The 15,993-nt window shown below is 40.9% G+C and carries 23 protein-coding genes; all 23 read right to left on the bottom strand.

The window, feature by feature from the left end; all coding sequences use genetic code 11:
- Window positions 1–11 precede the first annotated feature (11 nt).
- The 23 genes from rplR to rpoC all read right to left on the bottom strand — a co-directional run bounded on the left by rplR (window position 12) and on the right by rpoC (window position 15,944).
- Window positions 12–359, bottom strand: a complete 348-nt coding sequence (gene rplR, locus RIC88_RS11130) for a 50S ribosomal protein L18 (protein WP_350217607.1) — start codon at window positions 357–359, stop codon at window positions 12–14.
- 6 nt (window positions 360–365) lie between these two features.
- The gene (gene rplF / locus RIC88_RS11125) at window positions 366–917 is read right to left on the bottom strand and encodes a 50S ribosomal protein L6 (protein ID WP_350217606.1); all 552 of its coding nucleotides are present in this window, start codon (window positions 915–917) and stop codon (window positions 366–368) included.
- 10 nt (window positions 918–927) lie between these two features.
- The gene (gene rpsH, locus RIC88_RS11120; protein ID WP_350217605.1) at window positions 928–1,326 is read right to left on the bottom strand and encodes a 30S ribosomal protein S8; all 399 of its coding nucleotides are present in this window, start codon (window positions 1,324–1,326) and stop codon (window positions 928–930) included.
- A gap of 80 nt (window positions 1,327–1,406) precedes the next feature.
- Complete coding sequence (gene rpsN / locus RIC88_RS11115; protein WP_348280436.1) at window positions 1,407–1,676, bottom strand: 30S ribosomal protein S14; 270 nt, start codon at window positions 1,674–1,676, stop codon at window positions 1,407–1,409.
- Between the two features lie 6 nt (window positions 1,677–1,682).
- A complete protein-coding gene (gene rplE / locus RIC88_RS11110) occupies window positions 1,683–2,237 on the bottom strand; it encodes a 50S ribosomal protein L5 (protein ID WP_350217604.1) in 555 nt (184 codons plus the stop codon).
- Window positions 2,230–2,562, bottom strand: coding sequence for a 50S ribosomal protein L24 (rplX, locus tag RIC88_RS11105; RefSeq protein ID WP_350217603.1), 333 nt, complete (start codon window positions 2,560–2,562; stop codon window positions 2,230–2,232). The genes rplE and rplX overlap by 8 nt, the downstream gene beginning before the upstream one ends.
- A gap of 2 nt (window positions 2,563–2,564) precedes the next feature.
- The gene (gene rplN / locus RIC88_RS11100; RefSeq protein WP_348280433.1) at window positions 2,565–2,933 is read right to left on the bottom strand and encodes a 50S ribosomal protein L14; all 369 of its coding nucleotides are present in this window, start codon (window positions 2,931–2,933) and stop codon (window positions 2,565–2,567) included.
- Window positions 2,933–3,187: a 30S ribosomal protein S17 gene (gene rpsQ, locus RIC88_RS11095; protein ID WP_089356807.1), complete on the bottom strand. Its 255-nt coding sequence runs from the start codon at window positions 3,185–3,187 to the stop codon at window positions 2,933–2,935. The genes rplN and rpsQ overlap by 1 nt, the downstream gene beginning before the upstream one ends.
- A 9-nt stretch (window positions 3,188–3,196) precedes the next feature.
- The gene (gene rpmC, locus RIC88_RS11090) at window positions 3,197–3,409 is read right to left on the bottom strand and encodes a 50S ribosomal protein L29 (RefSeq protein WP_089356806.1); all 213 of its coding nucleotides are present in this window, start codon (window positions 3,407–3,409) and stop codon (window positions 3,197–3,199) included.
- Window positions 3,409–3,831 carry a 50S ribosomal protein L16 gene (gene rplP / locus RIC88_RS11085; RefSeq protein WP_089356805.1) on the bottom strand — a complete coding sequence of 141 codons (423 nt, stop codon included), beginning with the start codon at window positions 3,829–3,831 and terminating at the stop codon, window positions 3,409–3,411. Before rplP ends, rpmC begins: the two co-directional genes overlap by 1 nt.
- 17 nt (window positions 3,832–3,848) lie before the next feature.
- Window positions 3,849–4,580, bottom strand: a complete 732-nt coding sequence (gene rpsC, locus RIC88_RS11080) for a 30S ribosomal protein S3 (protein WP_350217602.1) — start codon at window positions 4,578–4,580, stop codon at window positions 3,849–3,851.
- Complete coding sequence (gene rplV, locus RIC88_RS11075) at window positions 4,580–5,050, bottom strand: 50S ribosomal protein L22 (protein WP_350217601.1); 471 nt, start codon at window positions 5,048–5,050, stop codon at window positions 4,580–4,582. Before rplV ends, rpsC begins: the two co-directional genes overlap by 1 nt.
- A gap of 8 nt (window positions 5,051–5,058) precedes the next feature.
- Window positions 5,059–5,337, bottom strand: a complete 279-nt coding sequence (rpsS, locus tag RIC88_RS11070; protein ID WP_350217600.1) for a 30S ribosomal protein S19 — start codon at window positions 5,335–5,337, stop codon at window positions 5,059–5,061.
- Window positions 5,337–6,158: a 50S ribosomal protein L2 gene (gene rplB / locus RIC88_RS11065; protein ID WP_350217599.1), complete on the bottom strand. Its 822-nt coding sequence runs from the start codon at window positions 6,156–6,158 to the stop codon at window positions 5,337–5,339. The genes rpsS and rplB overlap by 1 nt, the downstream gene beginning before the upstream one ends.
- Before the next feature lie 9 nt (window positions 6,159–6,167).
- Window positions 6,168–6,455, bottom strand: a complete 288-nt coding sequence (rplW, locus tag RIC88_RS11060; protein ID WP_350217598.1) for a 50S ribosomal protein L23 — start codon at window positions 6,453–6,455, stop codon at window positions 6,168–6,170.
- Window position 6,456: 1 nt separating this feature from the next.
- On the bottom strand, window positions 6,457–7,083 hold the full coding sequence (gene rplD / locus RIC88_RS11055; RefSeq protein WP_350217597.1) for a 50S ribosomal protein L4: 627 nt from the start codon (window positions 7,081–7,083) through the stop codon (window positions 6,457–6,459).
- Window positions 7,084–7,085: 2 nt separating this feature from the next.
- Entirely contained in the window at window positions 7,086–7,718 is a 633-nt protein-coding gene (gene rplC / locus RIC88_RS11050; RefSeq protein WP_350217596.1) for a 50S ribosomal protein L3, read from the bottom strand.
- Window positions 7,719–7,890: 172 nt separating this feature from the next.
- The gene (gene rpsJ / locus RIC88_RS11045) at window positions 7,891–8,196 is read right to left on the bottom strand and encodes a 30S ribosomal protein S10 (RefSeq protein WP_089356797.1); all 306 of its coding nucleotides are present in this window, start codon (window positions 8,194–8,196) and stop codon (window positions 7,891–7,893) included.
- Window positions 8,197–8,206: 10 nt separating this feature from the next.
- The gene (fusA, locus tag RIC88_RS11040) at window positions 8,207–10,315 is read right to left on the bottom strand and encodes an elongation factor G (RefSeq protein ID WP_350217595.1); all 2,109 of its coding nucleotides are present in this window, start codon (window positions 10,313–10,315) and stop codon (window positions 8,207–8,209) included.
- Window positions 10,316–10,323: 8 nt separating this feature from the next.
- Window positions 10,324–10,791: a 30S ribosomal protein S7 gene (gene rpsG / locus RIC88_RS11035; RefSeq protein WP_350217594.1), complete on the bottom strand. Its 468-nt coding sequence runs from the start codon at window positions 10,789–10,791 to the stop codon at window positions 10,324–10,326.
- A 12-nt stretch (window positions 10,792–10,803) separates the two neighbouring features.
- The gene (gene rpsL / locus RIC88_RS11030; RefSeq protein ID WP_089356794.1) at window positions 10,804–11,178 is read right to left on the bottom strand and encodes a 30S ribosomal protein S12; all 375 of its coding nucleotides are present in this window, start codon (window positions 11,176–11,178) and stop codon (window positions 10,804–10,806) included.
- 118 nt (window positions 11,179–11,296) lie between these two features.
- On the bottom strand, window positions 11,297–11,629 hold the full coding sequence (locus RIC88_RS11025; RefSeq protein WP_350217593.1) for a DUF3467 domain-containing protein: 333 nt from the start codon (window positions 11,627–11,629) through the stop codon (window positions 11,297–11,299).
- A 4-nt stretch (window positions 11,630–11,633) separates the two neighbouring features.
- The gene (gene rpoC, locus RIC88_RS11020; protein ID WP_350217592.1) at window positions 11,634–15,944 is read right to left on the bottom strand and encodes a DNA-directed RNA polymerase subunit beta'; all 4,311 of its coding nucleotides are present in this window, start codon (window positions 15,942–15,944) and stop codon (window positions 11,634–11,636) included.
- Window positions 15,945–15,993: the final 49 nt, after the last annotated feature.

The raw sequence follows: 15,993 nt of genomic DNA, 5'->3' as shown, positions 1-15,993 counted from the left end.
ATTTCTGTTTCTTAGAATTTTAAACCTCCTTCACGAGCTCCTTCTGCCAAAGATCTAACTCTGCCATGGTAAGGATATCCGCCTCTGTCAAACACCACTGTCTCAATCCCTGCTCCTTTAGCATTTTCAGCAAGCTTTTTGCCTACTTCTTTTGCTACTTCTACATTCAAATTGGTTTTACCAATTTCTTTGGTTGATGCAGAAGCCAATGTTTTACCATTCACATCGTCAATCAACTGAGCATAAATACCTTTATTGCTCTTAAAAACAGAAACTCTAGGTCTCTCAGCAGTACCGGATACCTTCCTACGGATACCCAGTCTAAGTCTTTTTCTTCTTGCTGTTTTAGTAATTGCCATATCTTATTATTTAGCAGCAGTTTTACCAGCTTTTCTTCTAACTTTCTCTCCAACAAAGCGAATACCTTTTCCTTTGTATGGCTCAACTTTTCTCAGTGATTTGATTTTTGCCGAAATCTGACCAACTAGTTGTTTGTCAATCCCTTCAATCGTCACTTTAGGGTTCTTTCCTTTTTCAGTTTCTGCAGAAACCTTGATTTCTTCAGGTACTGCGAAATAAATGCTGTGAGAGTATCCAAGGTTTAGTTCCAAAACATTGTTTTGGACAGCAGCCTTATAACCTACCCCTACAAGCTCCATTTCTTTCTTGAACCCGTTACTCACTCCCTCTACCATGTTGCTGACCAGCGAACGGTAAAGTCCATGAAGTGATTTATGTCTTTTTTGCTCTGTAGGTCGCTCCACAGTTAATACTCCGTCTTCCACCTTACAGGTGATATCCGGATCTATCTGTTGAGTCAACTCTCCCTTAGGTCCTTTTACACTCACAGTTTGTTTGTCTACTGTGATTGAAACTCCTTCAGGTACATTAATTGGTGCTTTTCCTATCCTTGACATCTCAAATCAATTAATACACGTAACATAAAACTTCTCCACCTACATTCTCTCTGCGAGCTTCTTTATCAGAAATAACTCCTTTAGATGTAGATAAAATTGCGATACCAAGACCATTCAGTACTCTTGGCAGAGCTTCAGATCCAGCATATTTCCTAAGTCCCGGAGTACTTATTCTCTCCAAGCTAGTGATTGCTGACTGCTTCGTCTGTGGATTGTATTTCAAAGCAATTTTTATAATGCCTTGCTTTCCATCATCCTCAAACTTGTAGTTTCTGATGAAGCCCTTACTGTGCAATACCTTAGTGATCTCCTTCTTTAAATTAGAAGCAGGCACCTCTACTACACGGTGGTTCGCGCCTATCGCGTTGCGAATCCTGGTTAAATAATCTGCTATCGGGTCTGTTACCATTTCTTAAACACACTTATCCCCCTCGAAAAAGGGGGTGCAAAAATAATAATTAATATTTTGAAACGAAAGGAAGTTTTTAACTACCAGCTCGCTTTTGTTACTCCTGGAATTTTTCCATCAGATGCCATCTCTCTAAATGTCACCCTTGAGATACCAAATCTCCTCATGTAGCCCTTAGGTCTACCTGTAAGCTTACATCTATTGTGCAATCTCACTTTCGAAGAATTTCTTGGTAGTTTGTCAAGACCTTCCCAGTCACCGGCTGCTTTTAGGGCAGCTCGCTTCTCGGCATATCTTGCTACAAGCTTTTCTCTTTTTCTTTCTCTCGCTTTTACTGCTGATCTAGCCATAATTTCTTAGTTCTTCTTTGAAGTAAACGGCATTCCAAGAGATCGTAATAATTCAAGACTCTCCTCATCAGTCTGTGCAGTTGTCACAAACGTGATGTCCATACCAGTGATTTTGTTTACTTTATCGATACTGATTTCCGGGAAGATGATTTGCTCCTGCACACCAAGTGTGTAGTTACCTCTTCCGTCAAATCCCTTTTCTCTAATTCCTTTGAAGTCCCTTACTCGTGGTAACGCTACGGTCACCAATCGATCAAGAAATTCATACATTTTATCACCTCTGAGCGTAACTTTCGCTCCTATAGGCATTCCTTCTCTCAACTTAAAGTTGGATACTGACTTCTTTGCAATTGTTGCAACAGCCTGCTGACCAGTGATTTGAGTTAATTCCTCAACTCCTGTATCAACCAACTTCTTATCAGACACAGCAGCACCAATACCTTTATTGATTGCGATCTTAGTCAGTTTAGGCACCTGCATAACAGAGCTGTACTGAAACTTATCCTTCAAATGAGGAATGATCTCTTTTCTGTATTTTTCTTTTAATCTAGGACTAGCCATTCGTGATAAATTCTCCTGATTTTTTTGAATATCTCTGCAGCTTACCATCTGCATTCTGCTTTCTTCCAATTCTTGTCGCCTCTCCGGATGCCGGATCTACAACTTTAAGGTTGCTAAGGTGAATACCTGCTTCTGTTTGCTGAATTCCTCCTTCAGGATTTGCAGCAGAAGGCTTCACATGCTTAGTAATCATGTTCGCACCTTCAACAATCGCGCGGTACTTAGCGGTATTTACTTCAAGAACCTTACCGGTTTTACCTTTATCGTTTCCGGCAATGATCTTAACCGTATCTCCTTTTCTTACGTGAAATTTTACGTTGCTCATTGTTAAAGTACTTCGGGTGCTAATGATACTATTTTCATGAACTGCTTCTCTCTAAGCTCTCTAGCCACAGGGCCAAAGATCCTTGTTCCTCTCGGCTCATCGTTTGCAGTAAGAAGTACAGCTGCATTATCCTCGAAACGGATATAGCTACCATCTTTTCTGCGAACTTCTTTTTTGGTTCTTACAACCACTGCTCTTGAAACAGTTCCTTTTTTCAAACTACTTGATGAAAGTGCGTGCTTAACAGTCACAATAATTTTGTCACCTACAGAAGCATATCGCTTCTTGGTGCCTCCAAGCACACGGATAACTAGCACTTCTTTAGCGCCGCTATTGTCCGCAACCGATAATCTTGACTCCTGCTGTACCATTATTTTGCTCTTTCAATAATTTCTACCAACCTCCATCTTTTGCTTTTGCTCATTGGACGAGTTTCCATCACCTTCACGGTATCACCGATGTTGCAATCGTTTTTCTCATCATGAGCTGTGAGCTTAGTGGTTTTTCTCACAAATTTTCCATAGATCGGGTGCTTCACTTTACGTTCAACAGCTACCGTGATGCTTTTCTGCATTTTATTGCTCACCACTTGTCCGATTCTTTCTTTTCTTAGATTTCTTTCCATCACTGAAAATTATTTGCTTGCTTCAGCAACTTGGTTTAATTCTTTGGCCTTAATTTCTGTCTGAATTCTTGCTACCAATTTCCTATTCTCGCGAATTTTCATTGGGTTTTCAATTGGAGTGATACTATGTGCAAACTTCAATTTGCCGTAGTTCTCCTTTTCAACTGCAAGCTTATTTTTCAGCTCGTCCAGACTCAATCCTCTTAATTCAGAATTTTTCATTACTCTGGCTTATAATCTTTTGCTAATGTGAATTTTGTAGAGATTGGAAGTTTTTGAGCAGCCAATCTTAAAGCTTCTTTCGCCAACTCGATATCTACTCCCGCAGCTTCGAAAAGAACAGTGCCAGGCTTAACAGTAGCTACCCAATATTCCGGTGCTCCTTTACCCTTACCCATCCTTACTTCTGCAGGCTTTTTGGTCACGGGCTTGTCAGGGAAGATTCGAATCCAAACCTGTCCCTCCCGCTTCATTGCTCTTGTCATCGCAATCCTGGCAGCTTCTATCTGACGGCTTGTGATCCATCCCGGCTCCATGGCCTTGATTCCAAAAGTTCCGAATGCAAGTCTATGCCCACGATTGGCAAGACCCTTCACTCGGCCTTTTTGCATTTTTCTAAATTTCGTTCGTTTTGGCTGTAACATGATGCTTTACAAAACTTTTACTTTCTTCTTCTATTTTCTCTTCGCCTTCTGTTCGGCGCTCCACCACCAGGTGCGTTGCTATTGCCACCACCTGCTTGTCCTACGTTTGGAGAAAGATCTCTCTTACCGAATACTTCTCCTTTGAATATCCATACTTTGATTCCGATTTTACCATAAATGGTATGTGCTTCAGTAATCGCGTAATCGATATCCGCTCTAAGTGTATGCAAAGGAATTCTTCCCTCTTTATACTGCTCGCTTCTTGCCATCTCCGCACCACCAAGTCTACCAGAGCATTTGATCTTGATTCCTTGAGCTCCAACTCTCATTGAAGAAGCAATTGATTGCTTCATCGCTCTTCGGAAAGAGATTCTTGCCTGCAACTGCTGAGCGATAGACTCACCTACCAACTTCGCATCTAACTCAGGTCTTTTGATTTCGAAAATATTGATCTGAAGATCTTTTCCTGTCAAGTTTTTCAACTCTTCTTTGATCTTATCAACCTCAGACCCGCCTTTACCAATCACAACACCCGGACGAGCGGTATGAACAGTAAGGGTAATTCTTTTCAATGTCCGCTCAATCACAATTTTAGAGATGCCTCCTTTTGGCATACGAGCAGAGATATATTTTCTTATTTTGTTGTCTTCAACAAGTTTGTCAGCATATGACTTGCTATCAAACCAGGCAGAGTCCCACCCTTTGATAACACCTAATCTAAATCCAACTGGGTTTACTTTTTGTCCCATTATTTGTTGCTTTCTTTAGTTTCCTTAGTATCCTGGTTGTGATTATCAACTACGATAGTCACATGATTTGATCTCTTTCTGATTCTGTGAGCTCTTCCTTGTGGGGCAGGTCTCAATCTTTTCAACATTCGAGCGCTATCTACATAGATTTCCTTCACATAAAGGTCAGCTTCTTCGATGCTGATGTCTTCATTTTGCATTTGCCAATCTGCAATTGCAGTTAGAAGAAGTTTTTCCAGAGTGTTTGATGCATGATGTGCGTCAAAACGAAGGATGTTTAGTGCAATATTTGCTCGCTCTCCACGAATCATATCTGCTACCAATCTCATCTTACGAGGAGAAGTAGGAACATTTCGCAGCGATGATTTAACCGCACCAAGTTTCCCCTTGTTTTCCTCACGGAATTTCTTGTCAGCTTCTTTCTGAAGTCTGATTCGTACTGATTTCTTTAATTTCTTTTCAGCTTCCATTGGTGCTCTTATCTTTTACCTTTATCCTTCTTAGCGATATGACCTCTAAAGTTTCTAGTCGGTGCAAATTCGCCAAGTTTATGTCCTACCATATTTTCTGTTACGAAAACAGGGATGAATTTATTTCCGTTGTGAACAGCGAACGTGTGTCCTACAAAATCCGGAGATATCATTGATCTTCTTGACCATGTTTTGATCACAGACTTCTTACCAGAGTCATTCATCGCATCGACTTTTTTCTCAAGTCGGAAGTCTATATAAGGTCCTTTCTTTAATGATCTTGACATTATTTCCTTCGTTTAACTATCTGCTTATCAGAATATTTATTTGGTCGACGAGTTTTCATACCCTTCGTGTACTGACCATTTCTAGATCTTGGGTGACCTCCGGAAGATCTACCTTCACCACCACCCATTGGGTGATCGACAGGGTTCATAGCCACACCTCTTACTCTAGGTCGTCTACCTAACCATCTGTTTCTACCCGCTTTACCTAGCCTCACACTCATATGGTCAGAGTTTGACACAGTGCCTATAGTGGCAAGACAGGTGTTAAGGATCATTCTCATTTCACCGGAAGGAAGCTTTACTGTGGAATACTTGCCTTCACGAGCAACCAACTGCACATAAGTTCCTGCACTTCTTGCCATCACCCCACCTTTTCCAGGCTTCAACTCAATGTTATGAATGATTGTACCAAGAGGAATCTCTGATAGGAAAAGTGTATTTCCAACTTCAGGAGCTATTCCCTTACCTGAATTAACAACCGTTCCGACCTCAAGACCAGCTGGTGCCAGAATGTATCTTTTTTCACCATCAGCATAATAAAGCAATGCGATTCTAGCGGATCTGTTTGGATCATATTCGATTGCTTTTACAGTAGCAGGTACACCGTGTTTATCCCTCTTGAAGTCGATGAGCCTAAGCTTACGCTTGTGGCCACCGCCAACATTTCTCACGGTCATTCTACCCTGGTTATTTCTACCTCCATTTCTTTTAGATGTAGCCACCAAAGATCTCTCTGGAGTGGACTTGGTAATATCATCAAAGACAGGAGCCATTCTGAATCTCTGCCCTGGAGTTGTCGGTTTAAGTTTTTTTACAGCCATCTCTGTTTATTATATTCCGCTATAAAAATCAATTATATCTCCCTCAGCCACCTGCACAATTGCTTTTTTATAAGCTGGAGTTCTTCCTTCAATAACTCTAGACTTAGTGTATCGCCTTTTGGATCCACCAGGCTGAATCATTGTATTCACAGATTCTACAGTAACTCCGTAAGTTTTCTCAACCTCAGATTTGATCTGTACTTTATTGGCATTCCTGGCTACTACGAATCCGTACTTGCCATGCTCATTAAGAGCTGATACCTTTTCTGTAACTAGTGGTTTTATTAAAACTCCCATCTTAATTCAATCTTTCTTTAAGTTGCTCAAGCGTTCCTTCACAAATAATCAATCGTTCTGCATTGATCAAATCATATGTGTTCACTTCGTCAACAGTTGAAACATGTGCTTTCTTAATGTTTCTTGAAGACAAGAATACATTCTTGTTCTTATCACTTACAAGGAACAATGCCTTCTTACCTGAAGCAGAAAGACTATTAAGGATGCCTATGAATTCTTTTGTTTTTGGAGCTTCGAAAGTAAAGTCTTCAAGTATTTGAATGGCCTTTTCTTTTGCTCTTGATGAAAGAACTGATTTTCGAGCTAATTTTTTAACTTTTCTATTCAGCTTGAAACCATAGTCTCTTGGCTGAGGTCCGAAGAAGGTACCTCCACCTCTCATAATACCAGACTTCACACTACCGGCACGAGCAGTACCCGTTCCTTTTTGCTTCTTGATCTTACGAGTTGATGCTGTGATCTCTCCTTTATCTTTTGTCTTAGCAGTACCCTGTCGTTGGTTTGCTAAATAGTTCTTCACATCAAGGTAGACAGCATGCTCGTTTGGCTCTATGCCAAAGATGCTCTTGTCCAGGTTGATCTCTCTTCCTGTCTCTTCTCCTTTAATATTTAATACAGCTACCTTCATGATTACTTCTCAAGTATTACGAATGAATTTTTAGCTCCTGGAATTGCACCTGAAATAAGTACCAGGTTTTTCTCAGGATATACTTTTAACACTCTTAGGTTAAGAGTTTTTACTCGATCTCCACCAGTTCTACCAGCCATTCTTATTCCTTTGAATACTCTAGATGGGAAAGATGCGGCACCAATTGAACCCGGAGCTCTTAATCTATTGTGCTGACCATGAGTTGACTGACCTACACCACCAAATCCGTGTCTTTTAACAACTCCTTGGAAACCCTTTCCTTTGGAAATACCAACTGCGTCAACGAAATCCATCTCATTGAATACATCCTGGATTTTGATTTCGTTACCCAACTTCACTTTATCATCAAATTCAGCTCGGAAATCCCTAAACTCTACCACCTTCACTTTAGGAGTAGTCTTTGCCTTGGCAAAATGACCCTGAAGTGCCTTCGGTGTGTTTTTTTCTTTACGCTCACCATAAGCCAACTGCACAGCTTTATATCCGTCTGTCTCTTCGTTCTTAACTTGAGTCACGACGCAAGGACCAGCCTCAACAAGGGTGCAAGCGATGCTTTTACCATTCTCGTCGAAGACACTTGTCATTCCTACTTTCCTTCCTATTAAACCAGGCATTTTCTACTCGTTTATATCTTTTAATTACCCTCTCAGGCAAACTTTTCGTGAAAAGGACTGCAAAGATAGCAAATCCATTTGCCGAACAAAAACTTTGATCGGTTATTTTCAGACAAAAAAAGAACCAATCGATATGGACCAATTGGTTCTCATTTTTCGGTTAAAAACCGAGTTATACTTTAATCTCAACGTCTACTCCACTCGGGAGCTCAAGCTTCATAAGTGCGTCTACTGTTTTTGCACTATTACTGTAGATGTCTACTAATCTTTTGTATGTGCACAGTTGAAATTGCTCTCTTGCTTTCTTGTTCACGTGTGGTGACTTCAGCACCGTAAATTTTTCCTTTACAGTTGGAAGCGGGATTGGACCACTTACTACTGCTCCAGTGGTCTTTACCGCTCGAACAATTTTCTCAGAAGACTTGTCAACCAAATTGTGGTCGTAAGACTTAAGCTTTATTCTAATTTTCTGATTCATCTTCTAATTTTTATACGTTGGCTGTGCCTTTAACATCAGCAATAATACCTTCAGCAATATTCTTAGGTACCTGATCGTAGTGAGAGAACGTCAATGAAGCCGTTGCTCTACCTGAACTGTTAGTTCTAAGATCTGTTACATATCCGAATAGTTCAGATAATGGAACGTCCGCTTTAACTACTGTAGAAGTACCTCTAGTATCCATTCCCTTCATCATTCCTCTTCGCTTATTAAGATCGCCTGTTATTGTTCCCGTGTATTCATCAGGAGTTACTACCTCTACAGCCATTACTGGCTCAAGAATGACAGGAGAACACTTGGCTGCTGCAGCTTTAAACCCTGCTCTAGCTGCTAGTTCGAATGATAGTGAATCTGAATCTACATCGTGGAATGATCCATGAAATAGTCTCACCTTCATGTTATCAATCGGATAACCAGCTAAAGGACCATTTACCATTGCGGTCTCAAATCCTTTTTGAATTGCCGGAATGAATTCTTTTGGAATTACACCCCCTACAATTTGATTTACAAACTGCAATCCACCTTGCTCATAATCCTCATCTTTCGGTCCGATTTCGAATGAGATATCCGCAAACTTACCTCGTCCACCTGACTGCTTCTTGTAAACCTCTTTGTGCTCAATTGAATTGGTAATTGCTTCTTTATAAGCAACCTGGGGAGCGCCTTGATTAATTTCTACTTTGAATTCTCTTTTAAGACGATCGATGATGATGTCCAGATGAAGCTCACCCATTCCTTTAAGAATGGTCTGCCCTGTTTCGTGATTGGATTCAACTTGAAGGGTTGGATCCTCCTCGATCAATTTACCAATAGCTACACCTAACTTATCTACGTCTGCCTGAGTTTTTGGCTCAATTGCGTATCCAATAACCGGTTCAGGGAATACCATTGACTCAAGAACGATTTTAGCTTTTTCGTTGCAAAGCGTATCTCCAGTTTTAATATCCTTAAATCCAACAACTGCGCCAATATCTCCACAATGAAGCTTTTCAATTTGGTTTTGCTTATTGGCATGCATTTGGAAGATTCGTGAAATACGCTCTTTCTTGCTGGTCCTTGTATTATAGATATAAGATCCAGACTCCAATGTTCCTGAATATGATCTTACGAAACATAGACGACCTACGAATGGATCCGTTGCAATCTTGAATGCAAGTGCTGCGAATGGCTCATCACTTGATGGCTTTCTTGAAGTTTTTTCTTCAGTATCAGGATTTGTTCCAACAATACTATCTCTATCTAAAGGAGATGGAAGAAGTTCCATCACATAGTTCAAAAGTGTTTGAACTCCTTTGTTTTTGAAAGCTGAACCACAAAGCATTGGCACAAATGCAAGGTCTATAGTTGCAGATCTTAAAGCAGCAACAATTTCGTCTCTTGTAATACTTTCAGGATCTTCGAAGTATTTCTCCATCAATCCTTCATCATACTCAGCCACTGACTCTACAAGATGCTCTCTATACTCAGCAACCTCTTCCAGCATGTCAGCCGGAATATCAATTTCTTCGAAAGTCATCCCCATATCTTCCTCATTCCAGATATAGGCTTTATTTTCTACTAAGTCTACAACTCCTTTGAAGTTGTCTTCAGCTCCGATTGGCAACTGAAGTGGCACTGCTTTAGTACCTAGCATTTCTTTTACTTGCTTACAAACTTTCAAGAAGTCTGCACCAGAGCGGTCCATTTTATTAACAAACCCGATTCTAGCTACTTTGTAATTATCTGCAAGTCTCCAGTTCGTTTCAGACTGTGGCTCCACACCATCAACTGCACTAAAAAGGAAAACCAACCCATCCAATACTCGAAGTGATCTATTTACCTCTACAGTAAAGTCAACGTGTCCGGGAGTATCAATAATATTGATGTGGTAATCCTCATCTTTATATTTCCAGAATACAGTTGTCGCAGCTGAAGTAATTGTAATACCTCTTTCTTGCTCCTGCTCCATCCAGTCCATGGTAGCACCACCATCGTGAACTTCACCGATTTTGTGGTTGATACCTGCGTAATAAAGGATACGCTCAGTAGTGGTTGTTTTTCCGGCATCAATGTGAGCTGCGATACCGATATTTCTTGTAAGTCTTAAGTCTCTTGCCATTTTGGTTCTTAGAATCTAAAGTGTGAGAATGCTTTATTAGCTTCAGCCATTCTGTGCATATCATCTTTTTTCTTCACAGCGGCTCCTTCACCTTTTGATGCAGCGATGATTTCATTTGCAAGACGATCTTCCATGGTCTTTTCGCCTCTAAGTCTTGCGTACTTAATCATCCATTTGATGCCAAGGGCAATTTTTCTGTCCGGTCTAACTTCGATAGGAACCTGGAAATTAGCTCCTCCAACCCGCCTCGCTTTTACTTCAACAGATGGCATGATATTACTCAATGCTGTCTTCCATGTTTCAAGACCGTTTTCTTTTGTTTTTTCTTCTACCTGATTGATTGCACTGTAAAAGATTTTATAAGAGACGCTCTTCTTACCATCAAACATCAGATTGTTTACAAACTTGGTAACAAGGGTATCCTGATATATAGGATCAGGAAGTATGTATCTCTTTTTAGGTTTTGCTTTTCTCATTTCTCCTGCAAATTATTTTTTAGGTCGCTTAGCGCCGTATTTAGATCTTCTTTGTAGACGTCCGTTTACACCAGCAGTATCCAACGCACCTCTAATGATGTGATATCTTACTCCAGGTAAATCCTTTACTCTACCACCTCTGATAAGCACAATTGAGTGCTCCTGAAGGTTGTGTCCTTCTCCCGGAATGTAAGCATTCACTTCTTTTCCATTGGTAAGTCTCACCCTCGCCACTTTTCTCATTGCTGAGTTTGGCTTCTTAGGAGTAGTCGTGTACACTCGAGTACATACTCCTCTTCTTTGAGGACAAGAGTCCAATGCTGGGGATTTAGACTTTGAGGTCAGCTTTTTTCTACCCTTCCTTACTAATTGTTGTATAGTTGGCATACGCTATAATTTCTAATCGTCCCAAAATTTGGGAACGCAAAGATAGATATATTGAGATTATATCAAAAAGTTAAAAGATTAATTAACGGAAATATTTATCGGAACAGAGAGGTTCATATTAAGCCTCACCCATGGTTCCGCCAAAATTCATCGGGAATTTAGGTACTTCATCTGTCTGCTTGACTTCTCCAAAAGTAGCTTCGTACTTTTGGATATTATCTTTGAGGGCATTGAGGAGTCTTTTTGCATGTTCCGGGGTAACCACAATTCGTGATTTCACTTTTGCTTTCGGCACTCCGGGCATCAGTCGAATAAAGTCAATAACAAACTCACTACTTGAGTGAGCAATCATCGCCAGATTGGCATAGATGCCCTCGGCAGTTTCCTCCGAGAGCTCTATGTTGATCTGATTTTGGTTTTTATCGTCTTTCTTTTTCTGATCGTCGCTCATAATCTTAAGCTTCTTCTACTTCTTTAGATTCGAACTCCTCTTTAGAAGACACCAACTTCTCGTATTCCTCCTGAGAGTTTACGATGTAATTCTGGTGTTTTCTTACACCTGTACCTGCCGGTATCAGGTGTCCTACGATTACGTTTTCTTTCAGGCCAATCAATGTATCGGCTTTTCCTTTGATGGAAGCTTCGCTCAATACTTTGGTAGTCTCCTGGAATGAAGCTGCAGAAATGAAGCTTTCCGTTCCAAGTGATGCCTGTGTAATTCCTTGTAGTGTTGGCTTTCCAGTTGCCGGCTCAGCATCTCTTGTTACCATTGGCTTAAGATCTCTACGTTTCAAGCTTGAAATTTCGTCTCTTAAACTTCTGGCATCAATAATCTGACCTGCCTTATAATTCGAAGAATCACCTGGCTCAACCACTACTTTCTTATCAAGAATGCTATCGTTTTCTTCCATGAATGCAAAACGATCAGCCAATTGATTTGTCAGGAAGCTTGTATCTCCCGGATTCTCAATAACTACTTTTTGCATCATCTGACGAACGATTGCTTCGATGTGCTTATCGTTAATCTTCACACCCTGTAGACGGTATACTTCCTGAATTTCATTCACTAGGTATTCCTGTACTGCTGTAGGGCCTTTGATTTTTAGAATATCTGCCGGAGTGATTGCTCCATCAGAAAGTGCATCTCCTGCTCTAACATAGTCGTTATCCTGAACAAGAATGTGCTTAGAAAGTGGCACCATGTAACGTTTCTTCACACCGTCTTTCGACTCAATGTAAATCTCTCGGTTACCTCGTTTGATTCCACCGTACTCTACAACACCGTCGATTTCACTAACCACCGCCGGGTTTGAAGGGTTTCGTGCCTCGAAAAGCTCCGTTACTCTTGGAAGACCTCCGGTAATATCTCGTGACTTACCAGTTTTTCTAGGAATCTTAGCAAGTACCTGACCCGGCTTGATCTTATCTCCTTCTTCAACAGCCATGTGGGCTCCTACTGGTATGTTATAAGCCTTCAGAGTTGCTCCGTCTTTTCCGACAATATCGATAGCAGGATTCTTTGTTTTATCTTTTGTATCGATAATGACCTTCTCTCTGTGACCAGTTTGCTCATCAGACTCCTCTTTGAAAGTAACTCCTTCAATGATTGAATCGAATGATGCAGTACCGTCAAATTCTGACATAATAACTGCGTTATAAGGATCCCAGTAGCATAGCTCATCACCTTTGGCAACTTTACCACCGTCTTTCACTTTCAGGATTGCTCCATAAGGGACGTGGTTAGAGATCAATACTTTCTCCTTCTTCGCATCAAGGATTTTGATCTCACCTGACCTACCCATTACTACCTCAATCTTGTTTCCTTCATCGTCGGTAGACTTCACGGTTCTTAGCTCATCAAACTCAACAACACCTTCGAACTTCGCTTTGATGTTTGCGTCAACGGCAATGTTAGATGCTGTACCTCCTACGTGGAATGTTCTTAATGTAAGCTGTGTTCCCGGCTCACCGATTGACTGTGCAGCAATTACTCCTACAGACTCTCCGATATGAGACATTCGACCCGTTGATAGGTTTCTTCCATAGCATTTAGCACAAACTCCCTGACGAGTTTCACAAGTCAATACAGACCTGATTTCAACCTCTTCAATGCTCGACTGATCAACATAATCAGCTATCTCCTCTGTGAACTCGGCACCAGATTCAATTACCAACTCATCGGTAATTGGATCATATATATCGTGAACAGAAACTCGTCCAAGAATTCTCTCAGACAATGCTTCTACTACTTCTTCATTATCCTTCAATGCAGAAACAGAAAGACCTCTCAATGTTCCACAATCATCTTCGTTGATAACAACATCCTGCGCAACATCCACCAAACGTCTGGTTAGGTAACCAGCATCCGCAGTTTTCAATGCTGTATCCGCAAGACCTTTTCTCGCACCGTGCGTGGAGATGAAGTACTCAATTACATCCAGTCCTTCCTTAAAGTTTGAAAGAATTGGGTTTTCAATGATCTCACCAACAGAACCCTGAAGGTTTTTCTGTGGCTTAGCCATCAATCCTCTCATTCCACCAAGCTGACGAATCTGCTCCCTTGATCCCCTAGCACCGGAGTGCATCATCATATAGATCGAGTTGAATCCCTGATCATCCTCTTCCATCTGCTTCATCAGCGAGTTGGTAAGCATGGTGTTCGTTCTGGTCCAGATATCAATCACCTGGTTGTAACGCTCATTATCTGTGATCAGACCCATCAGGTAGTTCTGCCATACAGCATCTACTTCCTCTTTCGCCTGAGCTACCAACTTCTCTTTCTCCTCCGGAACGTTGATGTTATCAAGTCCCATTGAAAGACCACCTTTATAGGCCATCTTAAATCCAAGATCTTTTATATCATCAAGGAAATGAGCTGTTCTTGCCATTCCAACAATCTTGAAGACATTGGAAATAATCTTCTGAAGCTTTTTCTTGGTCAAAAGCTCATCAACAAATCCAACCTCTTCAGGAACAGACTCATTGAATAATACTCTACCAGCAACAGTTTCAATTATTTTGGTTTCAAGTTCACCTTGCTCGTTTCTTACTTTTGTTCTCACCTTGATGTAAGCATGCTGAGAAATTTGCTTCTCATTAAGCGCAATGATTACTTCTTCGTGAGAGTAGAAAATTTTGCCTTCACCAGCTACTTTCTCCTTATCGGTGCTTCTCCTACCCTTTGTGATGTAGTAAAGACCCAATACCATGTCCTGAGAAGGTACCGCAATAGGTGCTCCATTCGCAGGGTTCAGAATATTGTGTGAAGAAAGCATCAATAGAGATGCCTCAAGAATTGCTTCATGACCAAGAGGAACGTGTACCGCCATCTGGTCACCGTCAAAGTCAGCGTTGAATGCTGTACATGCTAACGGGTGAAGTTGAATTGCTTTTCCTTCAATCAACTTAGGCTGGAAAGCCTGAATACCTAACCTGTGAAGTGTAGGTGCCCTGTTCAAAAGTACAGGATGTCCTTTCAATACGTTTTCAAGAATATCCCAAACTACAGGATCTTTTCTATCAACTATCTTCTTCGCAGATTTTACTGTTTTTACGATTCCACGTTCGATCAATTTTCTGATAATGAACGGCTTGAATAGCTCAGCTGCCATGTTTTTAGGCAAGCCGCACTCATGCATCTTCAATTCAGGACCTACTACGATTACAGATCGACCAGAATAGTCAACCCTTTTACCTAATAGGTTTTGACGGAATCGACCTTGCTTACCTTTAAGCATATCACTTAAAGATTTTAGGGCTCTGTTTCCATCAGATCGAACGGCGTTTACTTTTCTTGAGTTATCGAAAAGTGAATCCACCGCTTCCTGAAGCATCCTCTTCTCATTTCGAAGAATTACTTCCGGAGCTTTAATATCAATTAGTCTTTTCAGACGATTGTTTCTAATAATTACCCTTCTATACAGGTCGTTCAAGTCAGAAGTAGCGAATCTACCACCATCCAACGGCACCAAAGGACGTAATTCAGGTGGAATTACCGGTACCATCTTCACAATCATCCATTCAGGCTTATTCTCGATTCTGGTTTTTGCATCTCTGAATGCTTCAACTACTCTCAATCGCTTCAAAGCTTCTGCTTTTCTCTGCTGAGAAGTATCTGTAGCTGCCTGATGTCTTAGTTCAAATGAAAGTTCATCCAGCTGAGTTCTTGCCAAAAGCATTTCCAATGCATCCGCACCCATCTTTGCGATGAATTTGTTCGGATCATCATCATCAAGCATCTGATTTTCTCTTGGAAGCTTATCCAGAATATCCAGGTATTCTTCTTCAGTAAGGAAGTCCAGTTTTGAAATTCCGTCTTCTTCTTTAGCTCCCGGCTGAATTACGATGTATCGTTCGTAATAAATAATCTGATCTAACTTCTTGGTTGGTACACCTAGAAGATATCCGATTTTATTTGGTAATGACTTGAAGTACCAGATGTGTGCAACCGGTACTACCAATTCGATATGACCCATTCGCTCTCTTCGAACCTTCTTCTCTGTCACTTCGACACCACATCGGTCACAAATAATGCCTTTGTATCGAATTCTTTTGTATTTGCCACAATGACACTCCCAATCTTTTACAGGACCGAAAATTCGCTCACAGAAAAGGCCACCCATCTCAGGCTTATAAGTCCTGTAATTGATGGTTTCCGGCTGAGTTACTTCACCATGTGAGCTTTCCAGAATTGATTCCGGAGAGGCAAGACTGATGGTAACTTTAGAGAAGTCGTTGTGAATTTTTTTGTTTTTTCTGAACGCCATGTTGTATATCAATAAAGCCCCCGCCAGCTGGCGGGGAATGATTGTCAAT

The organism is Ekhidna sp. (genome assembly GCF_040220215.1).
Taxonomy (GTDB): domain Bacteria; phylum Bacteroidota; class Bacteroidia; order Cytophagales; family Cyclobacteriaceae; genus Ekhidna.
The sequence above is the reverse complement of the archived record's forward strand: the minus strand, read 5'-3'. Positions and strand labels throughout refer to the sequence as shown.